We start from the raw sequence: 25,021 nt of genomic DNA on the forward strand, positions 1-25,021 counted from the left end.
GTACCGACCAGTCGGTAAAGTTTCACCGGGTTGTCGCGGTGATCACTGCCCATCGTTGATTGCCGCCCGAGGTCGGCTGCCACAGCGCGACAGTCGTGCCATCGGCGGTCGCCTCGCCCGGCACGTCGAGCAGCCGCCGCGCCGCCACATTGATCAGCGTGTAGGTGCCGTCGCCGGTAGTCGACAGCGTCCACAACGCCCCATCGTCCCTACTGCCTGGGGCCTCGACCACCACCACGCCGTTGCGCACCGCCAGCCGCTGCCCGGTCGCGGCATTGCTGATGACGTAGCGCTCCTGGCTGCTCAGACCGTTTCCGATCGCTGCGAACGTCCAGCGCTGCTCGATCGACGAACCATCGGTGGTCCGGATGGCGGCTTTGCCGCCGGCCGGCACGAGGCTGCGGCCGCTTTGCACCCCTTGGAGACGGTACGCGGAACCGGCGCTGACGTGGCTCGTAGCCGATGACGAGACGCCACTGATCAGGAGGTGGAACCACGGCGGCGAATTGCTGAACGCCTCCCATCGCGTGACCCTGTCCTTGATCTGGTCGACCCACCAGCGCTGGTTCGGGTCGGCGTCGAAGGTCCAATGGGCCGGGTCGCCGGGGTTCCACCAGTTCTTGTCGGTGGGCCGTACTGCTGCGGCGCCCGCCAGAATCCGGGCACCGCGCCGCCGGGCCGCAGGTAGTCGGTCACGGTCGGCGCGTTCCCGCCGCCGATGTTGAAGCGGGCCGATTCGTCCAACCCTTCACGGCTCCGTCGGCAACCCGACGGTGACCGACACGCACCAGCTCGGTGATCCAGCGGGCTCGGGCAGGGCCGAAGAGAACAGCGCAAGCAACATTGACCTGCCGAAAGGGACCTCTTGCGCAACGCTCTTCGCCGCTTCGCCCTGGCCGCTGCTCTCATCGCCCCGGCCGCCCTCGGCCTCGCCACGATGTCTGTCAGTCCCGCCCAGGCGGCGCCGGCGAAGACCAGCGAGACCGTCCTGCAGAACGAGATCAACCGCCTGATCAACATTCAGCGGGTTTCGAACGGCTGTGCCGCGCTGAAGGTCGACGCCAAGCTGACCGTCGCCGCCCGCGGCCACAGCGCCTTCATGGCCCAGACCGGGAAGTTCTCGCACACCGGCCGTGGCAACTCGAACTTCGTGGCCCGCGCCAAGGCCGCCGGCTACACCAGCCCGTCCGCCGAGAACGTCGCCTACGGATACCGCACCGCCGCCCAGGTCGTCAACGGCTGGATGAAGAGCCCCGGCCACCGCACCAACATCGTCAACTGCAAGTCCAAGACCGTCGGCGTCGGCGCCGTCTACTCCGCCAACGGCACCCCCTACTACACCCAGGACTTCGGCTACTGAAGCCACTGACCCCCTGCACGACCAGCGATGCCCCAGCCGATCCCCCTGCGGCTGGGGCATCGCCGCGTCGTCACGGAGTGCGAGCATCCCGGCGTGGTAAAGCCCGGACCATGCGCGCCGGTCACCGCCAGAGAAACGCCGCTGGCGAAGCGCCCGCCGGGCCAGTGCCACAGGCCCCATGCATCGCCAGCGGTCTCTCATTGCGGGAAAATGCATCGCCAGTCTTGGATGCTTCGGGAAGCGTGAGCGCTGACCGCAGCAGCTCGCGACAGGAGCAAGATCATGCAGCACTGGCAGGACGTGACCGCGTTCTTCGTGCCCGGGTACAACCGGAACCCCAAGCAGCGCACCACCCGTTACCGCTCATCCCGGGAAGACGCCGCACGCAGCCTGCGCCGGGAGGACCAACGCCTCACGCGCAGCTCCGACAACCCAGGATAAACGCTAGTTCGGAGTGAACAGGCCCTGCAGGCCGACGATGATCGCGATCACTCCGAAAATGGCGAGCAGCAGAGCCCGGCCGGACAGGACACCCTGTCCGGACGGGTTCTCGCCGCCGGCGGTCAGCGCCTGGCGGCCGGTCAGGCGGTCCCAGAGCAGGATCACGCCGACCGCGATGCCGACCACCTCGAAGTGGAAGACGTGCGGGCCGGAGAACAAGTGCACGATCAGGTAATAGCCGCCGGTGATCAGGGCCAGGAGCCCGACCAGCCATGCCCACGGTGCGATCTTGTCGGTGAACCGGCCGATCGGGTTGCCGACGTTTGGCAGGCCCCGGAACAGCGGCACCGCGAGCAGCAGCCCGCCCAGAATGTTGGCGATGTCGAGCAGCAGCGCGATCACGGTGCGGATCCTCCCGGGTGACGTTGTTGGGAGCGTACCCATGAGGATCTTCGCAGAAACTCAGGTGGCGCCCGGAGGCGCCACCCTCGCAGGTCACGCGTGCTTGAGCGCCCATTCGACGGCGTAATCGGCGACCGCTTCCCAGCCCGGCTCGGCGCAGGTCCAGTGTGAGCGGTCCGGGAACTCGTGGTACTCGGTGATCGTGCCCGGCGCCTTGTAGTGGCTGGCGTTCGACTTGTTCACCGACGGCGGCATGATGTGGTCCTTGCCGCCGCCGATGAACAGCAGCGGGGCCCGGGCGGCGTTGTGGTAATCGACCCAGGTCTCCTGCTTGCCCGGCTTGAAGTTGGCGATCAGGCCGTAGGCCCAGACCCAGCTGCCCGGCGCCGGGATCGCGTAGCGTTCGTACGCTTCCAGCGCCGCGTCCTCACCCAGCGTGTTGGTGAACGCGTAGTGGAACTGCTCGGCGGTGAAGCCGGCCGCCTCGTGTCGCTTCGCCGGGTTGTTCAGGATCGGGAAGAGTGACTTGAGCTGCGACGGCGGGGTGACCCGGATGCCTTCCGTCGGCGCCGAGTCGATGACCACACCCGCGGCGCCGTGCCCCCGGTCGAGCAGCAGCTGGGTGAGGGTACCCCCGAAGGAATGCCCGATAAGAATTGGTTTCTCCGGTAAATCCGATAAAACGGATTCAAGGTGCGCCACCGTCTCCGGCACCGTCAGCGAAGCGATCACCGACGGATCAGCCCGCAGCGCCTCCACCTCGACCTCAAAACCGGGGTACGCCGGCGCCAGCACCGTGTGCCCCTGAGCCCGCAGATAAGGGATCCACTGCTCCCAGCTACGGGGCGTGACCCACAACCCGTGGATCAGAACGATCGTGCTCATGCGGCGTATCCGTTCAGGAAGGTGAGCAGGTCGTTGCCGAGCTGCTCCTTGTGGGTGTCGGTGATGCCATGCGGCGCGCCCGGATAAACGATCAAGTCAGAGCCCTTGACCAGCGCCGCCGACGCCTTGCCGCCCACCTCGAACGGCACGACCTGGTCATCGTCACCGTGGATCACCAGAGTCGGCACATCAAAAGCAGCGAGGTCGTCACGGAAATCAGTGGCCGAGAACGCGGCGATCGACTCGTACGCGTTGCGGTGCCCGGCCGCCATCGACTGCAGCCAGAAGGCGTCCCGGATGCCCTGCGCGACCGAGGCACCCTCCCGGTTGTTGCCGAAGAACGGCCCGTCGGCGAGGTCCTTGTAAAGCTGCGACCGATCGGCGAGCGACCCGGCCCGGATGCCGTCGAAAACGGACAGCGGCACCCCGCCCGGGTTGTCGTCGCGGAGCACCATCAGCGGTGGCACCGCCGAGACGAGCACGGCCTGCGCGACCCGAGAGGTGCCGTGCCGGCCGATGTACCGGCTGATCTCGCCGCCGCCGGTGGAGAAGCCGACCAGAGTGACCTCTCGAAGATCAAGAGACTCCAGCAGAGACGAAAGGTCGTCCGCGTACGTGTCCATCTCGTTGCCGTGCCAGGTCTGCGTGGAACGGCCGTGCCCGCGCCGGTCGTGCGCGATGACCCGGTACCCGTTGTCGGCGAGGAAGAGCTGCTGTGCCTCCCAGCTGTCCGAGTTGAGCGGCCAGCCGTGGCTGAGCACTACCGGCCGGCCCGCACCCCAGTCCTTGTAGAAGATGTCCGTACCGTCGGGGGTGGTCACGAAGCTCATCGGGCGGCCTTCTTGATCAGGTCGGCGGCGGCACGGGGCTGGGAGATCATCGCGACGTGCGACGCCTTCACCTCGACGGTGTACGAGCCGGCGCGCTTGGCCATGAACCGCTGCAGGGCCGGCGGGATCAGGTTGTCCTCCTTGGCGACCAGGAAGAACGACGGGATCGTCGTCCACGCGGGCGCGCCGGACGGCGACTGCAGGGTGGAGGCGTCGCCGGGCCGCTGGGTCGCCCACAGCACGTCGGTCGTGGAACGCGGCAGGTCACCGGCGAAGATGGTGCGGAACACGTCCTTCTTGACGTATCCGTCGTACCCGCCGTCCCACTTCCGGAAGTCGATCGAGGTGGCCGGATCGAGCAGGCTACCGTCGAACTGGGCGGTCAGGTGGCCCACGTCCTCACCGGCGGCCGGCGCGAACGCCGCGATGTAGACCAGCGCCTTCACGTTCGGGTTGCCGGTTGCCGCGTTGGTGATCACGAAGCCGCCGTACGAGTGCCCGACCAGCACGATCGGCCCGGTGATCGTGGCGAGGAACGACGCGATGTATGCCGCGTCGGAGGCGACGCCACGCAGCGGGTTGGCCGGCGCGAACACCGTGTAGCCATCGCCGGTCAGCCGCTTGATCACATCGGACCATCCGGCGGCGTCCGCGAACGCGCCGTGCACCAGGACGATCGTCGGCTTCGGACCTTTGCCATGAAGACCGGCAGCCTGAGTCGCGGCAGTCTGAGCCGCGGCGGGCGTGCCGGTGGCGGCGGCCGCGGCGCCGGCGGCCACCGCGGCCGCGGTGCCGAGGACAACTCTGCGGGAAACGGGAGAAGACATAAAGATCAAAGGCCTTTCATGGGTACGACCTGACTGGCCGCACTCCGAGCCAACCAACACCGCCCGCGACAGGCCATGCAGGACGACCGGCAGAACTTCGTTTCAGCTGTTCAGCGCGGCGAGCGCGGACCGCACCTTGCGGCTGACCCGGTCCTCGGCCACGCTCTGGAACAGCACCAGCGCCCGCTTCAGGTCGTTGCGGGCTTCGGTGGCGGCGCCCATCCCGGCTCGTGCCATGCCGAGCGCGAGGTGCACGTTGCCGAGGGCGCCCGGTTCGCCGTACGCGACAGCGAAGGGCATCGCCAGGTCAGCCTCGGCGACCGCCTCCTCCCAGCGGCCCATCTCGACGAGGGCCTGCGCGGCTGACGTCCGGGCGACGAGGGTGGCGTTCAGCGCGGGGCGGGGTGACACCGGGCGTACCGAGACCTCCCGCAGCGTCGACCGGAACTCGGCGAGCGCTTCGGCGTGCCGGCCCAGCGCCAGCAGCGTCAGCCCGACGCCCTGGAACAGCTGGATGTAACCGTCGTGGTCACCGACCCGGTCGGCGAGCCGCTGGGCCTGCCGGTACGCCTCCAGCGCCTCCTCGAAACGGTCGCTGAACCGCCAGGCCATGGCCGCGTACTGCAGCGCCCACGCCTCCTCCTTGATGTCACCGATCTGCACGGCGAGCCGGCGCGCGTCAAGAGCCGCCCGTAAACCCTCGTCGAGCCGGCGGACACAGGCGGTGGCCGCCCAGGAGAAGTAGTTGAGGTGGACCACCGCGAGCTGCCGGTCGGGCAGCCGGGCCGCGGCGTCCCGGGACCGGCCGTAGACCTCGTACCAGCCGGGCCAGGTGACCATCGTGTCGGAGAACCAGTGCAGGGCCTCGGCCACGTCCACCACGAGGTGATCCTCGGTCACCAGCCGCAGCGCGCCCAGCCAGTTCGCGGCCTCGGCCTGCAGCCAGCCGCCCGCCTCTTCCAGGGTGGCGAGCGGCACCGAACCGCTCCAGCCGTCCGGCAATGCTCCGTACCCGGGCTCGAACCAGCGGCCGGCCACGATCGTGGTCTCCAGCAGCCAGCGGACCATCCGGGTACGCGTAGCCGCCCGCGAACCGGCCGGCTCCTCGGCCCGCAGCCGTTCGGTGGCGAAGAGGCGGATCAGGTCGTGGAACCGGTAACGATCGGAACCCTCGTGCTGGAGCAGCCCCAGCTCGACCAGCTCGTCGAGACGGTCCGACGCGTCGTCCGGGTCCGATCCGGTCAGCACCGCGGCCAGCGGCGCCGCGAAATCGGCGCCGGGCACGTGCGCGAGCCGCCGGAACAGCGCCCGCCCCTCGCCGGAGAGCTGCGCGTGCGACAGCGCGAACGCGGCCGCCACCCCGGTGTCGCCGGTGTGCAGGTTCGCGAGGCGCCGGTCGGCGTCGGCGAGCCGCGCCACCAGGGTGCCGACCGTCCATCCCGGCCGGTTCGCCAGCCGGGTGCCGGCGATCCGCAGGGCGAGCGGCAGATGACCGCAGAGCCGGGACACCGCGTCGACGTCACCGGCCGACGCCGGGTCGCCCGCCTGCCCGGCGATCGCCCGCAGCAGCGCGGCCGACTCGGCCAGGTCGAGCGGGGCCAGCGCGGTGCGCAGCACCCCCTCCAGGCCGCCGAGCAGCCGCCGGCTGGTCACCACGACCAGCCCGGCGCCCGCACCGGGCAGCAGCGGGCGTACCTGAGCCTCGTCCGCCGCGTTGTCGAGCACCAGCAGGCATCGCCGGTCGCGCAGGGTCGCCCGTAGCTGGCTGCACCGCTCGTCGTCGGTGGAGCCGATCCGGCGTGGGTTCACCTCCAGGGCCTTGAGCAGCTTGGTCGCGGCCTCGCCGGCGGTCGGCGGGTCCTCGTCGACACCGCGCAGGTCCACGTAGAGGCAGCCGTCCGGGAACTGCTCGCGCAGCATCTCGGTGACCCGGACGGCGAACGCGGTCTTGCCGATGCCCGGTTGCCCGTGCACCACGACGACCGGCACCGGGTCGGTGCGCGTACCGGCCGTGGCAGCCTGCCGGACCAGGTCGAGCTCGGCGGCGCGGCCCACGAAGTCGGCGACCGGCCGCGGCGGCTCGCAGAGGCGAGGCCGTTCCCCGGCGGTGTGCATCCGCAACGCCCGGGCGTCCTCCTCCAGCCGCGCCCGCTCCGCGCCGGTCACCCTGAGCGCTTCGGCGAGCGCGGCGAGGGTACGCGGCTGAGGCGCCCGGATATGACCGCGCTCCATGTCGCTGATGGCACGCACACTGACCCCGGCCGACTCGGACAGCTGCTCCATCGTCAGCCCGGCGCCCCGCCGAAGCTCGCGAAGGCGATCACCTAAAGGCATGCACCGAACCTACGAGCCGGTGCCCGCTGCTCGCGTACGTAGAACTATGTAATCCGCAGCGCCCGGGCCAGTTCGCTGCGCGACGTGATGCCCAGTTTCGGGTAGACCCGGGAGAGATGCGTGGTGACCGTGCGCGGCGACAGGAACAGCCGTTCCGCGATGTCCCGGTTGCTCAGCCCGACGGCTGCCAGCCGGGCGATCTGCGTCTCCTGAGGAGTGAGTTCGGCGGCGGTCTCGGCGGGTTTGCGCAACGACTCGCCGGAGGCGCGCAGCTCGGCCCGGGACCGCTCGGCCCAGGCCGTGGCACCGAGCGCGTCGAACGTGGTGGCCGCGGCCCGCAGCAACGGCCGTGACTCGGCCGGCTTACGGCGGCGGCGCAGCCAGGACCCGTACGCGTGCCGGCGGCGCGCCTGCTCGAACGGCCAGCCCGGCAGGTCCTCGCCGACCGCTTTCTCCCAGCCCTCGGCGCTGTCCTCCAGCACCGCCCGCGCGTACCCGAGACCGGCCAGCAGCGCCGGCGCCTGGGACTGCTCGCCGATCGGGGACAGCCGCTCGACCAGCCGCCGCAGCTGCGCGAGCGAGCCACTGCCGGCCGCCGCCTCGGCCAGGTGCGCCACCAGGTAGAACCCGGTGTGCAGGTGGTACGAGTGATCGGCCGGATCGAAGACCCGGCTCAACTCGCGGAACGCCTCGTCCGGCCGTCCCGCGCCGAGCGCCGCGATGCCCCGGATCTGATGCACTCCGGCGAGCAGCGGGTTACGCCCGTACGGCAGCAGCACAGCCTCGGTGGCGGCGGCACGTTCCTCGGCGGCGGTCACGTTGCCGCGCAGCGCCTCCGCGGTCCCGGCCGCGGTCCAGGCGGCCGGCAGCCAGTTCGGCTCACCGATCTCCCGGGCCAGCGCCTCACCCTCGGGGAGCAGCGCCAGCGCGGTACGCACGTCCCCGGCGTGCACCGCGGGCATCGCGTGGCAGATCAGCGCCCGGTAGAGCACGCCGAGCCGGCCCTGTGCCCGGCAGCCGACAGCGGCGACGGCATGCAGCTCACACGCCATCGGTGCGTCGCCGATCGCGGACGCGCCGAGCCCGAGCTGATAGGCGGCATAGGGATCGGCGCCACCGGCGATCAGCAGTTCACCGATTCGTCGCCGGGCCAGCTCACCGTGGGTGATCGGTGCGATCAGCCCCAGGAAGCCGGGCAGCTGCTGGTCCGGTGAGATGTCCATCAGCTGCTCGATCGCCACGGCCAGCCGCTGGACGGCGGCCGGCTCGCCTTCGGAGAAGTGGGCGCGCAGGGCGATGGTGTCGAGCAGTTGTACGGCCCGGGTCACCTCGCCGGCCGCCGTGAGTGTGTCGAGTGCGTCCGCGAAACTGGTCAGCCACTCGGTGCCGGTGAAGCGGGTGCCGTGATAGGTCTCCAGGCGTAGGTCGTAGACGGCGCGATCACCCCGGCTGAGCTCGTGCGCCCGGATCTCACCGATCAAGCGGCCGACAGCCACGTTGTCGCCCTGTTCGGAGGCCATGTCCGCGGCGGACAGCAGGCGGTGGCCACGGGCGGCGGGATCCTCACTGAGCCGCGCGGCCTGCTCGAACGCCATCATCGCGATGCCGGCGGCCTGCCGGTGCCTCGCCTGCGAAGCGGTCTCGGTCAGCTGCCGCGCCAGCGACTCGTCGGGGGCGTCCGCGGCGGCGGCCTGGTGCCAGACGCTGCGTTCCGGATTCGTGGCGAGCGCTTCGGCCAGGGCCGCGTGCGCCCGCCGCCGCTGCATCGCGGTCGCCGAGTGATAGAGCGCGGACCGCAGCAACGGATGCCGGAACTCCACCCGGCCCTGCTCGTCGACGTGCACGAGCCGGGTGGCCAGCGCCGGGTCGATGTCCTCGTGGCGGACCGCTCGCGGTTCCACCAGGCGGCACGCGCGCACGATCTCGTCCAGGTCGTCGCCGTCGTCCAGGGCGGCCACCAGTAGCAGCGAACGGGTCACCGGTGGCATCTCGGCGACCAGGCCGGAGAACGTGCGCTCCAGCCGTTCGCTCAGCGGCAGCCGGCTCGGCAGGATCGCCACGCTGCCGGAACGCAGCGCCGCCTCACCCAGTTCCACCAGGCCGAGCGGGTTGCCCCGGGCGGCCAGCAGCACCTGCGTCGCCAGGCGATCGGCCAGCCCCGGCGCTGCCCTCTCCAGCAGGGCTGCTGAGTCGTCCCTGGTCAGCGCTTCCAGGCGTACCTCGGGAAGTCCCGCACCGGAAAGCCGGCGGTTGACGTCGCGGCCGTCGCGGGCGGTGAGAAGCATTACCGCGCGGTCGGCGCGCAAGCGCCGCGCGACGAACGCCAGAGCCTCCCAGCTGGCCTCGTCCAGCCACTGAAGGTCCTCGACCGTGATCAGCACCGGGGTGTCGTCGGCGGCAAGCACGTCGAGCAGCGCGGCCGCGGCACGGAACGGCAGCGTGTCCGGTGATCCGAGGATCTCCACGGCCGCTCCGGCCACGTCCGGCGCGGCGCGCAGCAGACGATGCAGGCTCGCGTACGGAATGTGCACCTCGGCCTGGACCCCGGCGGTGCCGAGCACCCGCAGGCCCCGGCCGGCGGCCTGTTCGGCGGCGTGCTCGAGCAGCGTCGACTTGCCGATCCCGGCCTCGCCGCGCAGCACCAGAGCGCCGCCGTCGCCTGTCGCCGCGCCGTCGAGAAGGGTCGCCAGCGCGTTGATTTCCGTTCGGCGGCCCAGGATCACCTGAACATCCTAGTGATGCCGCGCTTGCGGACGGTCAGCCCGGCGGACGCCTCCGGAAGGTTGTGCCGCGCGACACAGCCACCCCGGCCAGGCAGAGAACGCCTCCGGCGAGGGTGAGCCAGCCGGGCACCTCGCCGAGCAGCAGCCAGGACAGCAGCACCACCACGGCCGGGACCGCGTAGGTCGTCGAGCCCATCTTGCCGGCGGTCGTCCGGGCCAGCGCGTACGCCCATGTGGTGAACGCGATCGCGGTCGGGAAGACGCCCAGGTAGATCACGTTGAGGGTGGCACTGAGCGGCGCCGCGCGTACGTCGGAGATCAGCTGTCCGGCGAACGGGAGGCACGCCACCGCGCCGATCACCGCGCCGAACGTGGTGGCCTGCAACGCGCTCGCGTGCCGCAGGGCCGGTTTCTGGGCGACCACGCCGGCCGCGTACGTGATGGCCGCGACCAGGCAGAGCAGCACCCCGAGCACCGGGGAGTGCCCGCCGCCGGACATCGACAGGCCGACCACCACCGTGCCGGCGAAGCTCACCGCGATGCCGGCCAGCAGTTTCGGCGGGAAACCCTCGCCGAGGAACACCCCGGCGAGCAGCGCCATCACGGCCGGGCCGACGTTGACCACGAGTGCGGCGGTGCCGGCGTCGACGAGTTCCTCACCCCAGTTCAGCGCGACCATGTAAAGGCCGAACCAGAGCACTCCGGAGATCACGATGCCGGGCCAGGCCGCGCGCGCCGGCAGGCCCTGCCGGCGCAGCACCAGGAAGATCAGCAGTACCAGCGCACCGGTCAGCAACCGGCCCAGCGCGAGCGAACCGGGGGAGAAGTACGGGGCGGCGGCCCGGATCCCGACGAACGCGGACGCCCACAGGACGACCGTCACGGAAGCAGCCGCGACAGCCCTCCCGGGAACTGTTTTTTCTGGCACAGGGACGGACCGCTCGGACAGCATGTGCGTAGCAAACCCTGTCCGGCGGCCCGTCGGCTAGCGGGAATCAGACCTCGAGGTCGGCCACGTCCGGCGTGGGGACCTCGCGCAGGTGGCGGTTGTGCCGCGGCTCCTGCTTGGTCTTCGAGTCGTTGAGCTTGCGGCGCAGGTCGTCGCGGGCGTCCATGACGGCGGCGTGCAGGTCTTCCTCGGACGAGGTCGTGACGATCTCGTCGCGCCCGGAGATCCGGCAGATCAGCGAGACGTGCTGGCCCTTCCCGCCGCGCTCTTTCACCGAAAGCTCCAGATCCGTGGCGTCCGCGTGGAATCCGGCGAGCCGGCTGTCCAGCGTGCTGAACAGCTCGGTGATCCAGTTGCGGTCACCCTGCGAGAAACCGGCGCCCAGGCGCAGGCACTCCTCGATGGTGGCCGGGTTGGCGACAGCAGTCATCAGAACTCCTCGATCCGGCGAAACGGGACGTAATCCTCGTACCCCCGGAGATCGCGTTCGAATCAGCCTTCCCCGAAGAAAGCGCCGGACCCGGTGGCCGGGATTACGCTGCTGGTATCCACAGGCGGGGAAAGGCACGCGGGCCATGAAGCTTTCTCCACGGGCATCCGGCGTGCTGGTGGGGTCGCTTTCGGCGTACACAATCATGGCCGCCGGTGTCATGATCAGATGGACCATCGATCGCCGCCGCAGGCGGCAGCCCTCTGAGCAGGAGATGCTCGCGGCGATCGTGGAGCAGTCGTCCGACGCGGTGATTTCCTGCGATCTGGGCGGGATTGTCACGTCGTGGAATTCCGGCGCCGAGCGGATTTACGGCTATCGCGCGGACGAGGTGATCGGCAAGCCGCTCACCGACCCCGGATCTTTCCTGTGAGCTTTCGCCAAATGTCCCGCGGGGTCGAAGCACTGGTCACTCACAGCCACCTCCGACGAGACCCGAGGCACCGGCGGCCAACCGCTGCCGCGCGGGTGAACCGCTGCCGCAGCGTGTTGATTTCGGGTGCGATGCGAGCCTCAAGTCGACACGAACAGGCGCTTCACGGGCTGCGTGTCGACATTGGGCGCGAAGCGCACCCGAAATCAACACACCAGCCCAGCGCCGGCGTGACCTTGGGTCATGGTTCCCGCCGTCGGTTGGCGGAAGCCTCTCTCCAGCGGCCGTCCTGCCCGTCAAGTCGGATAAATCCGCATCAGTCGGCGCTGGCCTTCGAGACCTTGTCGAGGACGGGTCACTCCCCGGGCAGAACTTGCCAAGATCGCGGCGTGCGGCGTGCGGCGTGCGGCGTGCGGCGTGCGGCGTGCGGCGTGCGGGCGGGGCGCGCGGGCGGGGCGCGCGTGCGGGCGGGGCGTGCGGGGCGTGCGGGCGGGGCGCGCGTGCGGGCGGGGCGTGCGGGGCGGGCGGGGCGCGCGTGCGGGCGGGGCGTGCGGGGCGGGCGGGCGGGGCGGGCGGTATATCGGACAGAGTGCTACACCCATTGTGGGTGTAGCCACACCCGCAATGGGTGTAGCGCTTTTTTAGGAACATCGCCCCGCCCTGTGTGGGCCGCCCGATCGGGCGGCCGCGGCCGCGGCCGCGGCGCGGGGAGCGGCCGCTGGGGGAGGTCATGAGGGGGCGTTTGCGTAGAAGGCGAGCTGCGCGGAACGGACGGCTGCTGACTGGCCTTGGACGAGCGCGAAGAGCGCGTTGCGCGCATGCAGTTGCGCGGTGTCGTCGCCGGAGATGCCGTGCCCGGATCGCGCCGCGAGCAGAGCGCGTGTCAGCGTGCCGAGCGCCTCGCCGGACGCGACCTTGAGAGCGAGCCGCTCATCGATGCGATAGGGCCCGCCACCTGCCGCGGCAGCCTCGTCGGCCAGGCTGTAGGCCTCCGCGCGCAGGCGCGCGATCCGCGGGATCCAGCTTGCTGCCACCGCTCGCGCCTGTGGGTCGCTCGCGCTCTTCAATTCCTTGAGTACGCGCAAAGCCAGCCCGAAATGGTGCGGACGCGCGTCACTGGCGGTGCCGATGTCGGCGTGCCGCCACGCGCCGATGCTCTGCGTGCCGAGCACGTCCTCCTCGGGCACGTCGATCGCGTCGAGCCGGACCCGTTCGGTGCGGCTGCCGCTGACCGCGCCGAGTCGCAGCGGTTCGCCCCGGGTCCGTGAACTGACCGGCACGAGGGCGGTCACGACCGTGTTCGTGCTCGCCTCCACAGCCGACACGGTGAGCGCTTCGTTGAGCCCCCAGCCGCTGACCCAGCTGATCGTCCCGTCGAAAACCCAGCCCTTCGGCGTGCGGGTCGCCGCGATGTAGTGATCGGGAAACCGCCGCACGTCGCTGATCCCGGCGCCGAGCAGCACCCGCCCGCGCAGCACCCGCTCAACAAGCGCCCCGGGAGAAGCCGCCCCGCTGGGAGAAGCAGCCGCGCTGGGAGAAGCAGCCGCGCTGGGAGAAGCAGCCGCGCCGGGAGAAGCGGGCGCGCCGGCAGAAAAAGCGGGATGAGCAGCGGCGAGCCGGCCGACCAGCGGCGCGTGCTGCGCCCAGACGAGCCACGTGTTGAAGCAGGCCCCCGCGATGATCTCGTGGACCCGGCGGTCGTCAGCGATGCCCAGCCCGGCGCCGCCGTACTCAGCGGGCGCCAGGTGGTTGAGCGCGCCGAGTTGTGCCAGGTCGTCGATGGTCCGCGCCGGCACTCCGATCTGGTCGGTCTTCAGCGCGGCCGGCTCCAGAACCCGCCCGGCGTACTCCTCGATCCGGTCGACAAAAGTCGCCATCGATTCCCCTCTTATGTCTCAGGTCACAGTTGAATCCTACCGGCCCTATAGGGAATATAGTTTAACCCGGCACCGGGGCCCCCTCCGAGCACAGGAGTGATCCATGTCCGACCTCCGAAGTTCCATTGAAAACTCTGAATCCCACCGAAAGCGATGGCCCTGGGTCGCCGGCGTCGCCGTTCTCGCCGTTCTTCTCGCCGGCGGCATCGGATTCGCCGTCACCCGCGATGGATCCACCGGTGAAGCCGCCGCCGGCGACGGCCAGCCGGTACGCGGCGGCACCCTGCAGTTCGCCCTGATCGACTACCAGCGCAGCCCCGACCCGCAGCTCGGCACCAACTACGCCGAGTCGCTGATCGGCAACAACGTCACCGACAAGCTGACCTGGCAGGACCCGGACACCGGTGAGATCACCCCGTGGCTCGCCGAGTCCTGGGAGTACAACACCGACCTGACGCAGTTCACCTTCCACCTGCGCAAGGACGTCACGTTCAGCGATGGCACGCCGTTCGACTCGGCCGTCGTGAAGGCGAACTTCGACCAGTACGTGCACGGCGACGACAAGCTCGGCATCAACCCGAACGGCGCGGTCCTGCTGCCCGGATACGTCGAGACGCAGACCCCGGACGCGTACACCGCGGTGGTGAAATTCGCGAAGCCGCTCGCCAGCTTCCTGCAGGCGTCCTCCTTCACCGCGAACGCGCAGCCCGGCTTCCTGTCGCTGTCCACGCTGGCCCGCAGCGCCGAGGAGCGCACCGACCCGACGAAGGTGATCGGCACCGGGCCGTTCGTCTACGAGTCGTGGGAGGAGCAGGTCAAGACGGTGCTGGTGAAGCGCAAGGGCTACAACTGGGCGCCGCCGTCGATCAAGCACGAGGGCGAGGCGTACCTCGACAAGGTCGTCTTCAACACGATTCCTGAGGCCAGTGTGCGTACCGGGTCGCTCGCGTCCGGCACCATCGACGCCACTCTGGATGTCGGGACCACCGACGAGAAGCCGCTGAAGGATCAGGGCTTCACCATCATCTCGCGGAGCGTCTCCGGCACCGCCATCTACTTCAACTTCAACTCGCAGCTCTTCCCGACCAACGACATCGCGGTCCGCAAGGCCATTCAGCTGGGCTGGGACCGGTCGGCCGTCGAGAAGACGGTGCTCACCGACTCGTACTCGATCGCCACGTCGATCCTGAACAAGTCGGTGCAGGGTTACGCCGATTACAGCGGCTCGGTGCTGAAGTACGACCCGGCCGCGGCCACGAAGCTGCTCGACGACGCCGGCTGGAAGCCCGGCGCGGACGGGATCCGGGTGAAGGACGGCAAGCGTCTCGTGGTCAAGCTGCTCGGCATCAGCAACCTGGTGGCGAACAAACCGGCGTACGAGTCGGTGCAGCAGGACCTTTCGAAGATCGGCATCGACCTGCAGCTGACCGTGGTGCCGATCCCGGACTACACGGCTCTGATCGCCAAGGCGAAGACTGACTTCAACGCCACCGCCGCGAACCGTTCCCGCAACGACGCCGCCGCGCTGAACCTGGTCTACAACCCGAACCTGGGCAACAACAGCTACCTCGCACAGGGCGCCTCCACCGGCATCGACGTCAGCGAGGTCACCACCGCGCTGGACAACCTGGAGACCACGCTCGACCCGGCCAAGCGCAACGAGTACGCCAAGGTCGCCCAGGATCTGCTGCTCGAGAAGTACGCGCTCACCAACCCGATCTACAACCCGTCACAGGTGATCGCGCACGCGGACTACGTGCACGACATCATCTTCGACGCCCAGTCCCGTAACCACTTCGTCGACGCCTGGAAGAGCAACGGGAAATGATCCGCTACGTGGCCCTGAAGGTGGGTCGGGCGGTGTTCGTGGTCTGGGCCGCGTTCACGGTCACGTTCGTCCTGCTCTTCGTCCTGCCCGCCAATCCGGTCGACCTGCTCTTCGATCCCACCGAGCTGAACAGCATCCCGCCCGAGGTCCGCGCACAGGTCGCTGAGAACTACGGCTTCAACAAGCCCGTTCTGCTCCAGTACGCGGACCGGCTCGGCCACGCGCTGACCGGCGACTTCGGCAACTCGGTGCAGTCCGGCCGGCCGGTCATCGCGGCGATCCTGGACGTGCTGCCGAGCACGCTGATCCTGGCGTCGGCGGCGCTCGTCCTGGCGACCCTGATCGCCTTCGCGATCGCGCTGGTCGCCACGGCGACCCGGCGGCCGTGGCTGCGCAACCTGGTCGAGGCGCTGCCGTCCGGAGCGGTCTCGGTGCCGGTCTTCCTGTCCGGCATCCTGATCCTGCAGGTCTTCTCGTTCCAGCTGGGCTGGTTCCCGTCGTTCGGCGACAACGGCGTGCAGAGTCTGATCCTGCCTCTGATCACCCTCGCGGTCCCGGTGGCCGGACCGATCGCGCAACTGCTGGTACGCAGTTTCGCGACCGAGTTCGGCGCCGGGTACGTGACGACGAGCTGGGCCAAGGGCGCCACCCGCGGCCGGATCATCGTGCACGACGTGTTCCGCAACGCCGGCCTGCCGGCGCTGACCATCGCGGGTGTCACGTTCGGCAACCTGATCGCCGGCTCGGTCATCACCGAGACGGTATTCGCCCGGCGGGGCCTCGGCCGGATGACCCAGACCGCGATCAACACCCTGGACGTCCCGCTGGTCGCCGGGATCGTGGTGCTCGTGGCGGTCACCTTCGCCCTGATCAACCTGACGGTCGACCTGATCTATCCGGTGCTGGACCCGCGGCTGCGGGCAAGCCTGACGGCAGGTGTGTGATGACGGCTATCGCATTGACCCTCAAAAAGCCGATATTTCCGACAAAGCTGGCCTGGCAGCCCATCCTCGTCCTGTCCTGGATCATTGTGCTCACCGTCATCGGATGGGCGATTTTTCCCAGCCTCTTCACGGACTACAGCCCCTACGCCGGCGACCCCACCGCCAGCTTCGCCCCGCCGAGCGCCGAACACTGGTTCGGCACCGACCGCCTGGGCCGCGATCTCTTCGCCCGAACCGTTTACGGCTCGCGAACAACCCTGACAGCGACCCTGCTGGCAGTAATGATCGCGTTTGGCATCGGCGCCCTGGTTGGTCTCACCGCCGGATTCGCCGGCGGCTTCACCGACACCGCGATCATGCGAGTGGTCGACGTCTTCCTGGCCATCCCGAGCCTGCTCCTGGCGATGGTGGTGGTCTCCGTCCTCGGCTACTCGACGAACAACATCGCCCTCGCGGTCGGCATCTCGGCGATCGCCGCGTTCGCCAGGGTGATGCGGGCGCAGGTGCTCACCGTGGTCAACCAGGACTACGTGAAGGCCGCGTACGGGCTCGGCGTCGGCCGGCTCGGCGTCATGCTGCGCCACGTCGTGCCGAACTCGCTCAGCTCGGTGATCGCCCTGGCCGCGCTGGAGATCGGCACCGGCGTGCTGGCCGTCGCCTCGCTGGGCTTCCTCGGTTACGGCGCGCCACCACCACAGCCCGAGTGGGGCCTGCTGGTGGCGGAGGGCCGCGATTACGTGGCGGTCCACCCGTGGGCGTCGATCCTGCCCGGCCTGGCCCTCGCGATCGTCGTGATCGCCACCCACCGGATCAGCACGTCGTTCCGAAAGGAGCACCGGCGATGAGCGAGCCTCTGCTGTCCATCAAGGATCTGTCCATCGAATACCGCACCGGGCACCACCACACGTCGGCGGTGAAAATGACCAGTCTCGACGTCGAGCCCGGCGAGTTCGTTTCGCTGGTCGGCGAGTCCGGCTCCGGCAAGACCACGCTGATACACGGCGCGCTCGGCCTGCTCCCGGCCGAGGCCCGGATCCGGTCCGGCTCGATCGCGTACTCCGACGTCGACGTGACCGGCTGGAACGACCGCAAGATGGCCCTGGTCCGCGGCAATTACGTCGGCTTCATTCCGCAGGACCCGAACACCTCGCTCAACCCGGTCAAGAAGATCGGCCCGCAGGTCATCGAGGCGGTCCGGCTCAACCACCCGAAGAGCAAGGACTTCCTGGAAGCCGCTCTGGAGAGCCTGCGCACCGCCGGTCTCGCCGACGCCGAACGCGTCTTCCATCAATACCCGCACGAGCTCAGCGGCGGCATGAAACAGCGCGCCCTGATTGCCATCGCCCTGGCCGGCCAACCGAAGATCATCGTTGCGGACGAGCCGACGAGCGCCCTCGACGTCACCGTACAGAAGCGCATCCTCGACCATCTGGTGAGCCTGCGCGAACGTCTCGGCATCGGCATTCTGCTGGTCACCCACGATCTCGGCGTCGCGCTGGAGCGCTCCGATCGCATCCTGGTCATGCAACACGGCGTCATCGTCGAACAGAGTCCGGTCGACGAGATCCTTCGCGATGCGAAGAGCGAATACACCCGCCGGTTGCTCGCCGCCGCCCCCTCCCGCCACGCGGGACGCCTTCTTCCCACCGCAGGGGTACGGGTTACCGAGCCGGCAGCCCAGCCAGAGGTGCTGACCGCCGACGGGCTCACCAAGACGTACCGCCTGCGCGGACGGGCCCGGTTGACCGCACTCGGCAACGCCGGGCTGACCGTGCGGCAGGGCACCACGCACGCGATCGTCGGCGAGTCCGGCGCCGGCAAGTCGACACTGGCGAGCATCCTGGCCGGGTTCACCACAGCCGACGCCGGCACAGTGCGGCTCGGCGACACCGAACTGACCGGGCTGCGCCGCGGGCAGTTGCGCGAGATCCGGCGTGATCTGCAGTTCGTCTTCCAGAACCCGTTCACCTCGCTGGACCCGCGGTTCACCGTACGCAGGCTGATCGCCGAACCGCTGAAAGCGTTCGGCCTGCCCGCCGGTGACCGGGTCAGCGAGCTGCTGGCCGCGGTTGCCCTGAACGACAGCTACCTCGACCGGCTGCCCGGCCAGCTCTCCGGCGGGCAGCGGCAACGGGTCGCGATCGCCCGGGCGCTCGCGATCGACCCACGGATCCTGGTGCTCGACGAGGCGGTCAGCGCGCTCGACGTGTCGGTGCAGGCCCAGATCCTGCAGCTGCTCGTCGACCTGCAGGCCGAACTCGGTCTCAGCTACGTCTTCGTGACCCACGACCTCGGCGTGGTCCGCCTGATCGCCGACGACGTGACGGTGATGAAGGACGGCGCCGTGCTGGAGACCGGCCCGGTCGCCGGCGTCTTCGCCGATCCCCGGCACGAGTACACCCGGCAGTTGCTGGACGCGATCCCGGGCGCCCGGGTCGCGCGGGTCTGAGGAGCCATCGTGCTGCACATCAACGTCAACATCCTGAACGCCGGTGTGTTCGGCGGCTCGTGGCGGTTCCCCGGCATCGACGGCCTCGGCGCGTACACGATCGAGCACTACACCGCGATCGCGAAGAAGGCCGAACAGGCCAAGCTCGACGCCGTCTTCCTGGCCGACGGCCCGGTGCTGGACCCCAGCGTCCGGCACCGCCCCGGCAACAACCTGGAGCCGACAACCGTGCTGGCCCGGATCGCCGCCCAGACGCAGCGGATCGGGCTGATCGGCACCCTGTCGTCGTCCTACAACGACCCGGTGGAGCTGGCTCGCCGGCTCGGCGACCTGGATCACGTCTCCGGCGGCCGGTTCGGCTGGAACGTGGTGACCACGGCCGGCCCGAGCGCGGCCCGCAACTTCGGCCGGGCCGGCGAACCCGAGCACTCCTGGCGCTATCGCCGGGCCGCGAGCTTCACCGCGCAGGTCGTCGCCGCCTGGGCGAACCGCACCGAGCTGGCCTCACCGCAGGGCCGCCCGGTCGTGGTGCAGGCCGGCGGCTCCAGCGCCGGCAAACGCCTGGCCGCCCAGGTCGGCGAGGTGATCTTCTCAGCCGACCAGGACCTGGAGCACGCCCGGGCGTTCCGCCGCGAGTTGCGAGCACGAGCCGCCGGCTTCGGCCGCCGGCCCGACGAGATCGTCGTCCTGCCCGGTCTCTCCACCGTCGTCGGCAGCACCGAGGCCGAGGCCCGCAAACGCCGCGAGGTCCTCGACGACCTGCTGCCGGACGCGTACGCACGAGGCCGCCTCGCCGGCCAGCTGGGCATCTCGCTCGACGGCCTCTCCGACGACGAGCCGATCCCCGCCGAGCTGCTCGTCGACCCGGACGAGGCCGGTGGTTCGCAGACGTTCTACCGGGTGGTCAAGGAGATCATCGACCGGGACCAGCCGACGCTCGGCCAGCTGCTGAAACGGCTCTCCGGCGGTGGCGGGCACCGGATCGTCACCGGCACACCCGAGCAGATCGCCGACGACATCGAGACCTGGTACCGCGCCGGAGCCGCGGACGGCTTCAACGTGATGCCCGACGTGCTGCCGGCCGGATTCGACGACTTCGCCGACCACGTCGTGCCGGAGCTGCAACGACGCGGCCTGTTCCGCACCGAGTACGACGCGGCCACCCTGCGCGGCCACCTCGGTCTCGGCCTGCCCGCACTACCGGAGGTGGTCTCATGAGCACGATCGTCCAGCTCGCTCTCGGGGTCGGAGGGCCCGGCCTGCCGTCGCTCGCCGACGCCGGCGACATCGCGGCGGCCGCCGCCGAGGCCGGTGTCGCGGCGATCCGCCTCGCCGACCAGTCACCGGCCGGGCGTGCCCTCGACCCGACCGTGGTGGCCGCCTATCTGGCCGGGCTGCACGCCGGCATCGGCTTCCTGCCGGTCGTGCCGACCACCGGGAACGCGCCGTACAACGCGGCCCGCCGCCTGCTGTCGCTGGACCGCGCGACCGGCGGCCGCGCCGGGGTCGTGCTGCGGCCCGGCGGCGGCGACGAGGTGAGCGAGGCAAGCGTCCCCGACCCGGGCGCGACCGACCCGGCCCGGCGCTGGACCGAGTACGCCCGGGTGCTCACCCAGCTCTGGGAATCCTTCCCCAACAAGGCGCTGCTCGGTGACCAGCAGGCCGGCGTGGTCGCCGACGACACGCTGATCCGGCCGATCGCGCACGAGGGCGAGTTCTACCGGGTCGCCGGGCCGCTCGACGGGCCGTCGTCGGTGCAGGGCCGGCCGGTGATCGTCGCTGACCTGGGCACGCTCGACGTGACAGCGGTCGCGGCCTCGGCCGACGTGGTCGTCGTGGACCGTACCCAGGCCGCCGGCGTGGACGCGGTGCTCAGTCAGGCGCTGCGGCTGGCCGGCCGGGACCGCAGCGAGGTGGCCCTGCTCGGCCGCATCCCGGTGAACCGGGGCGACGCGGTCGCCGGTGGACTGCCCGCCCGGCTGCGCGCCTGGGCCGACGAGCAGCTGCTCGACGGCTTCGAGCTGGTCCCGCAGGGCGGCCCGGACCACGTGATCGCGATCCTGCGAGCCCTCGAACCCCGTCCGCAGGCCCCGACGTTGCGCGCGGCTTATGGGCTGCGGGAAGGAGCTCTGGTATGACCGCCGAGCTGATCGACGTGGCGTACAGCGTCGAGGGGATCCGGGACGGTGCCGAGCCGATCCTGCGGCGGCTGGCCGCCGGGGCGCGGGACCGGGAACTGACCCGCAGCTACGCGTTCCGTGAGGTCGCCGAGCTGGCCGAGCAGCGGATCACGCTGACCGGGATCGCGAAGGCGGACGGCGGTGCGGGCGGAACCCTGCGCGACGTGGCCGACCTGATCATCGCGATCGCGCGGGCCGACTCCAACGTGGCGCAGGCGCTGCGTTCCAGCTTCCTGACCGCCAACCAGGTCGCGTCGCGTCCCGACCTCGTGCATCGCGCGGTCACCCTGCGCCGGCTGCGCGCCGGTGACCTGTTCGCCGGCACCAACAACGAGCGCACCGGCGGGGCCAACGGAACGATCAACACGACGCTGCGCCGCGACGGCGACGGATACCTGGTCGACGGCGAGAAGTACTACTCGACCGGCGGGCTCTACGCGAACTGGTTCACCGGCTCGGCCCGCGACGAGAACGGCGCGATCTACACGGTCACCGTCCCGGTCGACCGTGACGGCGTGCGGCGCCTCGACGACTTCGACGCGGTCGGCCAGCGGCTCACCGCCAGCGGCACCACCCGCCTCACCGGGGTACGGGTCGCCGCCGACGAGGTGGCGCTGCGGGACAACTCCACCCTGGACAGCCCGTGGCTCGGGTCGTTCGCCCAGCTCTACCTGGCCGCCGTGCAGGCCGGGATCGCCGCCGCCGCTCTCGACGACGCCGTCTGGTTCGGCCGCGAACGGGCCCGGCCGATCAAGCACAGCAGCGCCGCGGCAAGCGTCGACGACCCCTATGTGCGGCACGTCGTGGGGGAGATCGGCGCGAAGGCCCATGCCGCTCGGGCTGTCGTCCTTCTCGCGGCTGAGCAGCTTCACGGCGTACCCGGGCTGGAAGGGAAAGCGGCGCGTGCCGCGGGCGCGGACGCTGCGGTGAGTGTCGCGCAGACCGGCGTGATCGCGGCCGAGAGCGCGCTGCGCGCCGCCGAGCTGATCTTCGACGTGGGTGGTGGCTCGGCGACGAACCGGGATCTCGCGTTCGACAGGCACTGGCGCAACGCGCGGACCGTGGCGAACCACAACCCGCGCGACTGGAAGGCGGCGGTCGCCGGCGCTTACCACCTGACCGGCCAGGAACCGCCGGCCACCGGTCTCTTCTGACAACCGTCCGCCCTGCGAAGGAGCCGTTCGTGAGTGCCATCCCTTACCGCCGTGCCGGAAAATCCGGACTCGACCTGTCCGCGTTCGCCTTCGGGCTGTGGCAGAAGTTCGGCACCGACTACTCGTACGACAACCAGCGCGCCATCCTGCTGCACGCGTTCGAACTGGGCATCACGCATTTCGACAACGCCGACCGGTACGGCCCGCCGCACCGGGCCGCGCAGAAGCTCTTCGGCGAGGTGCTGCGCAAGGACCTCGCGGCACACCGGGACGAGTTGATCCTCTCCACGAAGGCGGGCAACCCGATCGGGGCCAGCCCGTACCTTCAGGGCGGCTCCCGCAAGTCGCTGCTCGGCTCGCTCGACCACAGCCTGCGTGACCTGGGCACCGATTACGTCGACATCTTCTACCACCACCGGGCCGACACCTCGACCCCGCTGGAGGAGACGGTCGGCGCGCTGTCCGACGCGGTCCGCCAGGGCAAGGCGCTCTACATCGGCATCTCCAACTACCCGACCTCTCTTTCCCAGGAGATCTCGCGGCTCCTGCGGGCAGCAGGCGTGCCGCTGCTCGTGCACCAGCCGCGGTACTCCATCTTCGACCGCAGCCGGGAGGAGGACGGGCTGCTCGACCTGGCCGCCGAGGACGGCTTCGGGGTGGTGGTCTACTCGCCGCTGGCACAGGGCCTGCTCACCGACAAGTACCTGGACGGCATCCCTGCCGACGCCCGGGCGCAGAACAGCGCGTTCCTGTCGCCGGACGCCATCACCGACGAGTACCGGGAGAAGGCCCGCGCGCTCAACAAGCTCGCCGCCGAGCGCGGCCAGTCCCTCGCCCAGCTCGCCTTGCAGTGGGTGCTGCGCCGCACCGAGGTCACCGCGGCGCTGATCGGCGCGAGCTCGCCGGCGCAGCTCGACCACAATGTGCGGGCGCTCGACTTCCCGGCGTTCACCGACGACGAGCTGGCGTTGATCGACGAGCATTCGCGATGAGCCTCCGCCTCGGCTTTCTGCTGCATCTCGACGGCGACCTGCCTCCGGCGGTCGCCTATCGACAGGCCATCGAGCTGTTCGTCGCGGCCGAGGGGCTCGGGTACGACTCCGGCTGGGTGATCCACCGGCACTTCCGGCAGGGAAAGGAGCACGTCTCCGCCCCGCTCGTGGTGCTGGCCGCGATCGCCGAGCACACCCGGCGGATCCGGCTCGGCACCGGCGTGCTCGTGCTGCCGCTGGAGGACCCGTTGAAGGTGGCCGAGGACGCGGCCACCCTCGACGAACTCTCCGGCGGGCGGCTCGAACTCGGCGTCGGCTCCGGGCCGTTCCCCGGCGCGTGGGAGGCCTTCGGCCGTGATCTCGGCGAGCGGCACCGGCTCTTCGACGCCTCGGTGGCCCGGCTGCACGAGGTGCTCGACGGGGTGCCGCTGAACAGTCTCGGTGAGGTGCTGCACCCGCCGGGCAGGGGAGTCCGCGAACGCCTGTGGCAGGCCACCTCCAGCGATCCGGCCGTGGCGCACGCGGCGGCCGCGGCCGCCGGCAAGGCCGGTGACGGCCTGCAACTCTCTCGCGCGAGCGCGTGGCGGGGCGGTTCGGTCTCCGCGGCGCGTGCTGTCGCTGAGGCGCAGCAGCGGCAGGCGTCGTGGATCGCGAGTTACCGGGCCGCGTCGGCCGTCCCTCGGGTCCAGGTCTCCCGGGCGGTGTATCCGCATCCGTCCTATGACGAGGCGGTCCGGCTGGTCACGCCGGGGGTGCGGCGCTGGCAGTCCTGGAACTCCGCCGCGTCCGGCCTCTCCGTCGCCGATTACCTCGTCGCCGACCACGCCCTGCTCGGCCCGCCCGAGGCGATCGCCGCGTCGCTGCTCGACGACCCGGCGCTGCGCGAGTCCACCGACCTGCTGGTCAGCTTCGTGCCCGGCGTACCGGATTTCGACGAGCACCTGCGGCTGCTCACCACCACGGCGCGTGACCTCGCGCCCCTGCTCGGCTGGAGGCCAGCGTTGTGACCGGCTTTCACCTCAACATCTCCCTGATGACGCCAGGCCATTTCCGGTACGCGTGGCGGCTGCCGCACCGGGATCCGCTCGCCTATCTGGACATCGACCACTTCGCCCGGCTGGTCCGGATCGCCGAGGACGCCAAGATCGACGCGGTCTTCCTGGGCGACGGTCCGGCTCTGCGCGGCGAGATCGAGGACGCACCGGGTACCGGATTGGACCCGCTCGTGCTGCTCGGTCATCTGGCGGCGCTGACCTCGTCGCTCGGTGTGGTGATCACCAGCTCGACCACGTACAACTCGCCGTACAACCTGGCTCGGCGTTTTCAGGCACTGGATCACGTGACTCGCGGGCGAGCGGCGGTCAACATCGTCACCACCGGGACGCCGGCCGCGGCGGCCAACTTCGGGCTTTCCCAGCATCCGTCCCGCGAGGACCGGTATCGGCGGGCGCACGAGTTCTTGGACGTGGTCACCGGGCTGTGGGACGGCTGGGATCCAGGGGCCATCGTGGCTGACAAGGCCACCGGGCGTTATGGCGTACCCGAGAAGATCCGTCGCCTTGATCATGAGGGTGAGTTCTTCGCGGTAGCGGGACCACTCCCGGTGCCGGCGGGCTCGCAGGGCCGGCCGGTGATCGTCCAAGCCGGTGGGTCGGAGGGCGGGTTGTCGCTGGCCGCGCGCTATGCGGACGTGGTTTTCACGGTGGCGCAGACAGTGGAGAAGGCTGTCGCTTTCCGCGCTGATATCCGCGCGCGGGCGGCTGCAGCCGGCCGTTCGTTGAGGTCTCGCTGGGCGTGGTGGTGCTGGTCGCCGCGACGTCGGAGGAGGCGGAGGTGCGCGCGCAGGAGCTGTATGCGACATTGCCGATCGATTCGTTGACTGCGGTGCTCTTATCCAATCTGGGGTTGCCACCGGGCTCCTTCGGGCCGGACGATCCGATTTCGGCTGCCGATTTGCCGGCGGAGATTCCAGACAATTCGTTT

23 protein-coding genes are annotated in these 25,021 nt (G+C 70.2%); 13 read left to right on the plus strand and 10 right to left on the minus strand.

Annotated elements, in window-relative coordinates:
- Positions 1-22: 22 nt before the first annotated feature.
- Positions 23-415 carry an RICIN domain-containing protein gene (locus ACQP2E_RS10990; RefSeq protein WP_433830486.1) on the minus strand — a complete coding sequence of 131 codons (393 nt, stop codon included), beginning with the start codon at positions 413-415 and terminating at the stop codon, positions 23-25.
- 450 nt (positions 416-865) lie between these two features.
- Between ACQP2E_RS10990 and ACQP2E_RS10995 the strand changes: the two genes are divergently transcribed.
- Both ACQP2E_RS10995 and ACQP2E_RS11000 read left to right on the plus strand, forming a co-directional pair.
- Positions 866-1,360, plus strand: a complete 495-nt coding sequence (locus ACQP2E_RS10995; protein WP_433830488.1) for a CAP domain-containing protein — start codon at positions 866-868, stop codon at positions 1,358-1,360.
- A gap of 282 nt (positions 1,361-1,642) precedes the next feature.
- On the plus strand, positions 1,643-1,801 hold the full coding sequence (locus ACQP2E_RS11000) for a hypothetical protein (protein ID WP_433830490.1): 159 nt from the start codon (positions 1,643-1,645) through the stop codon (positions 1,799-1,801).
- 3 nt (positions 1,802-1,804) lie between these two features.
- Here ACQP2E_RS11000 and ACQP2E_RS11005 read toward each other — a convergent pair whose 3' ends face one another.
- The 8 genes from ACQP2E_RS11005 to ACQP2E_RS11040 all read right to left on the minus strand — a co-directional run bounded on the left by ACQP2E_RS11005 (position 1,805) and on the right by ACQP2E_RS11040 (position 11,181).
- Positions 1,805-2,203: a hypothetical protein gene (locus ACQP2E_RS11005; RefSeq protein WP_433830492.1), complete on the minus strand. Its 399-nt coding sequence runs from the start codon at positions 2,201-2,203 to the stop codon at positions 1,805-1,807.
- Positions 2,204-2,296: 93 nt separating this feature from the next.
- Entirely contained in the window at positions 2,297-3,088 is a 792-nt protein-coding gene (locus ACQP2E_RS11010) for an alpha/beta hydrolase (RefSeq protein WP_433830494.1), read from the minus strand.
- Positions 3,085-3,918, minus strand: a complete 834-nt coding sequence (locus ACQP2E_RS11015) for an alpha/beta fold hydrolase (RefSeq protein ID WP_433830496.1) — start codon at positions 3,916-3,918, stop codon at positions 3,085-3,087. The genes ACQP2E_RS11010 and ACQP2E_RS11015 overlap by 4 nt, the downstream gene beginning before the upstream one ends.
- On the minus strand, positions 3,915-4,745 hold the full coding sequence (locus ACQP2E_RS11020) for an alpha/beta fold hydrolase (protein ID WP_433830498.1): 831 nt from the start codon (positions 4,743-4,745) through the stop codon (positions 3,915-3,917). Before ACQP2E_RS11020 ends, ACQP2E_RS11015 begins: the two co-directional genes overlap by 4 nt.
- 102 nt (positions 4,746-4,847) lie before the next feature.
- The gene (locus tag ACQP2E_RS11025) at positions 4,848-7,079 is read right to left on the minus strand and encodes an ATP-binding protein (protein WP_433830500.1); all 2,232 of its coding nucleotides are present in this window, start codon (positions 7,077-7,079) and stop codon (positions 4,848-4,850) included.
- 44 nt (positions 7,080-7,123) lie between these two features.
- A complete protein-coding gene (locus ACQP2E_RS11030) occupies positions 7,124-9,802 on the minus strand; it encodes an AAA family ATPase (RefSeq protein ID WP_433830502.1) in 2,679 nt (892 codons plus the stop codon).
- Between the two features lie 34 nt (positions 9,803-9,836).
- Positions 9,837-10,685 (minus strand): DMT family transporter, encoded by an 849-nt coding sequence (locus ACQP2E_RS11035; RefSeq protein ID WP_433830504.1) that lies wholly within the window; start codon positions 10,683-10,685, stop codon positions 9,837-9,839.
- 112 nt (positions 10,686-10,797) lie between these two features.
- Entirely contained in the window at positions 10,798-11,181 is a 384-nt protein-coding gene (locus tag ACQP2E_RS11040) for an HPF/RaiA family ribosome-associated protein (RefSeq protein WP_433830506.1), read from the minus strand.
- Positions 11,182-11,386: 205 nt separating this feature from the next.
- On the opposite strand from ACQP2E_RS11040, the gene ACQP2E_RS11045 reads away from it, so the two are divergent.
- A complete protein-coding gene (locus ACQP2E_RS11045; protein WP_433830508.1) occupies positions 11,387-11,614 on the plus strand; it encodes a PAS domain S-box protein in 228 nt (75 codons plus the stop codon).
- A gap of 728 nt (positions 11,615-12,342) precedes the next feature.
- On the opposite strand, the gene ACQP2E_RS11050 is transcribed toward ACQP2E_RS11045, so the two are convergent.
- The gene (locus ACQP2E_RS11050; RefSeq protein ID WP_433830510.1) at positions 12,343-13,491 is read right to left on the minus strand and encodes an acyl-CoA dehydrogenase family protein; all 1,149 of its coding nucleotides are present in this window, start codon (positions 13,489-13,491) and stop codon (positions 12,343-12,345) included.
- 103 nt (positions 13,492-13,594) lie between these two features.
- On the opposite strand from ACQP2E_RS11050, the gene ACQP2E_RS11055 reads away from it, so the two are divergent.
- Genes ACQP2E_RS11055 through ACQP2E_RS11100 form a run of 10 tightly spaced genes read left to right on the plus strand, consistent with a single transcriptional unit; the run spans position 13,595 to position 24,917 of the window.
- Positions 13,595-15,319: an ABC transporter substrate-binding protein gene (locus ACQP2E_RS11055; protein ID WP_433830512.1), complete on the plus strand. Its 1,725-nt coding sequence runs from the start codon at positions 13,595-13,597 to the stop codon at positions 15,317-15,319.
- Positions 15,316-16,263, plus strand: coding sequence for an ABC transporter permease (locus tag ACQP2E_RS11060; RefSeq protein ID WP_433830514.1), 948 nt, complete (start codon positions 15,316-15,318; stop codon positions 16,261-16,263). Before ACQP2E_RS11055 ends, ACQP2E_RS11060 begins: the two co-directional genes overlap by 4 nt.
- Positions 16,263-17,108: an ABC transporter permease gene (locus tag ACQP2E_RS11065; RefSeq protein ID WP_433830516.1), complete on the plus strand. Its 846-nt coding sequence runs from the start codon at positions 16,263-16,265 to the stop codon at positions 17,106-17,108. Before ACQP2E_RS11060 ends, ACQP2E_RS11065 begins: the two co-directional genes overlap by 1 nt.
- Positions 17,105-18,712: a nickel ABC transporter ATP-binding protein NikE gene (gene nikE, locus ACQP2E_RS11070; RefSeq protein ID WP_433830518.1), complete on the plus strand. Its 1,608-nt coding sequence runs from the start codon at positions 17,105-17,107 to the stop codon at positions 18,710-18,712. Before ACQP2E_RS11065 ends, nikE begins: the two co-directional genes overlap by 4 nt.
- A gap of 9 nt (positions 18,713-18,721) precedes the next feature.
- Positions 18,722-19,930 (plus strand): LLM class flavin-dependent oxidoreductase, encoded by a 1,209-nt coding sequence (locus ACQP2E_RS11075; protein WP_433830520.1) that lies wholly within the window; start codon positions 18,722-18,724, stop codon positions 19,928-19,930.
- Positions 19,927-20,850, plus strand: a complete 924-nt coding sequence (locus tag ACQP2E_RS11080; protein WP_433830522.1) for an LLM class flavin-dependent oxidoreductase — start codon at positions 19,927-19,929, stop codon at positions 20,848-20,850. Before ACQP2E_RS11075 ends, ACQP2E_RS11080 begins: the two co-directional genes overlap by 4 nt.
- Entirely contained in the window at positions 20,847-22,046 is a 1,200-nt protein-coding gene (locus ACQP2E_RS11085) for an acyl-CoA dehydrogenase family protein (protein WP_433830524.1), read from the plus strand. Before ACQP2E_RS11080 ends, ACQP2E_RS11085 begins: the two co-directional genes overlap by 4 nt.
- A gap of 29 nt (positions 22,047-22,075) precedes the next feature.
- On the plus strand, positions 22,076-23,038 hold the full coding sequence (locus ACQP2E_RS11090; RefSeq protein ID WP_433830526.1) for an aldo/keto reductase: 963 nt from the start codon (positions 22,076-22,078) through the stop codon (positions 23,036-23,038).
- A complete protein-coding gene (locus ACQP2E_RS11095; RefSeq protein WP_433830528.1) occupies positions 23,035-24,045 on the plus strand; it encodes an LLM class flavin-dependent oxidoreductase in 1,011 nt (336 codons plus the stop codon). The genes ACQP2E_RS11090 and ACQP2E_RS11095 overlap by 4 nt, the downstream gene beginning before the upstream one ends.
- 26 nt (positions 24,046-24,071) lie before the next feature.
- The gene (locus tag ACQP2E_RS11100) at positions 24,072-24,917 is read left to right on the plus strand and encodes an NtaA/DmoA family FMN-dependent monooxygenase (RefSeq protein ID WP_433830530.1); all 846 of its coding nucleotides are present in this window, start codon (positions 24,072-24,074) and stop codon (positions 24,915-24,917) included.
- Positions 24,918-25,021: the final 104 nt, after the last annotated feature.

The organism is Actinoplanes sp. CA-015351 (assembly GCF_050955685.1).
In the GTDB taxonomy this organism is placed as follows: Bacteria; Actinomycetota; Actinomycetes; order Mycobacteriales; family Micromonosporaceae; genus Actinoplanes.

What these genes read in the sequence shown, in the direction of transcription:
- ACQP2E_RS11000 (WP_433830490.1), top strand. Translation starts at nt 1,643, where the DNA reads ATGCAGCACTGGCAGGACGTGACCGCGTTCTTCGTGCCCGGGTACAAC.
- ACQP2E_RS11060 (WP_433830514.1), top strand. Translation starts at nt 15,316, where the DNA reads ATGATCCGCTACGTGGCCCTGAAGGTGGGTCGGGCGGTGTTCGTGGTC.
- ACQP2E_RS11055 (WP_433830512.1), top strand. Translation starts at nt 13,595, where the DNA reads ATGTCCGACCTCCGAAGTTCCATTGAAAACTCTGAATCCCACCGAAAG.
- ACQP2E_RS11100 (WP_433830530.1), top strand. Translation starts at nt 24,072, where the DNA reads ATGACGCCAGGCCATTTCCGGTACGCGTGGCGGCTGCCGCACCGGGAT.
- ACQP2E_RS11040 (WP_433830506.1), bottom strand. Translation starts at nt 11,181, where the DNA reads ATGACTGCTGTCGCCAACCCGGCCACCATCGAGGAGTGCCTGCGCCTG.
- ACQP2E_RS11045 (WP_433830508.1), top strand. Translation starts at nt 11,387, where the DNA reads ATGGCCGCCGGTGTCATGATCAGATGGACCATCGATCGCCGCCGCAGG.
- ACQP2E_RS11010 (WP_433830494.1), bottom strand. Translation starts at nt 3,088, where the DNA reads ATGAGCACGATCGTTCTGATCCACGGGTTGTGGGTCACGCCCCGTAGC.
- ACQP2E_RS11025 (WP_433830500.1), bottom strand. Translation starts at nt 7,079, where the DNA reads ATGCCTTTAGGTGATCGCCTTCGCGAGCTTCGGCGGGGCGCCGGGCTG.
- nikE (WP_433830518.1), top strand. Translation starts at nt 17,105, where the DNA reads ATGAGCGAGCCTCTGCTGTCCATCAAGGATCTGTCCATCGAATACCGC.
- ACQP2E_RS11020 (WP_433830498.1), bottom strand. Translation starts at nt 4,745, where the DNA reads ATGTCTTCTCCCGTTTCCCGCAGAGTTGTCCTCGGCACCGCGGCCGCG.
- ACQP2E_RS11080 (WP_433830522.1), top strand. Translation starts at nt 19,927, where the DNA reads ATGAGCACGATCGTCCAGCTCGCTCTCGGGGTCGGAGGGCCCGGCCTG.
- ACQP2E_RS11015 (WP_433830496.1), bottom strand. Translation starts at nt 3,918, where the DNA reads ATGAGCTTCGTGACCACCCCCGACGGTACGGACATCTTCTACAAGGAC.
- ACQP2E_RS11050 (WP_433830510.1), bottom strand. Translation starts at nt 13,491, where the DNA reads ATGGCGACTTTTGTCGACCGGATCGAGGAGTACGCCGGGCGGGTTCTG.
- ACQP2E_RS11095 (WP_433830528.1), top strand. Translation starts at nt 23,035, where the DNA reads ATGAGCCTCCGCCTCGGCTTTCTGCTGCATCTCGACGGCGACCTGCCT.
- ACQP2E_RS11065 (WP_433830516.1), top strand. Translation starts at nt 16,263, where the DNA reads ATGACGGCTATCGCATTGACCCTCAAAAAGCCGATATTTCCGACAAAG.
- ACQP2E_RS11085 (WP_433830524.1), top strand. Translation starts at nt 20,847, where the DNA reads ATGACCGCCGAGCTGATCGACGTGGCGTACAGCGTCGAGGGGATCCGG.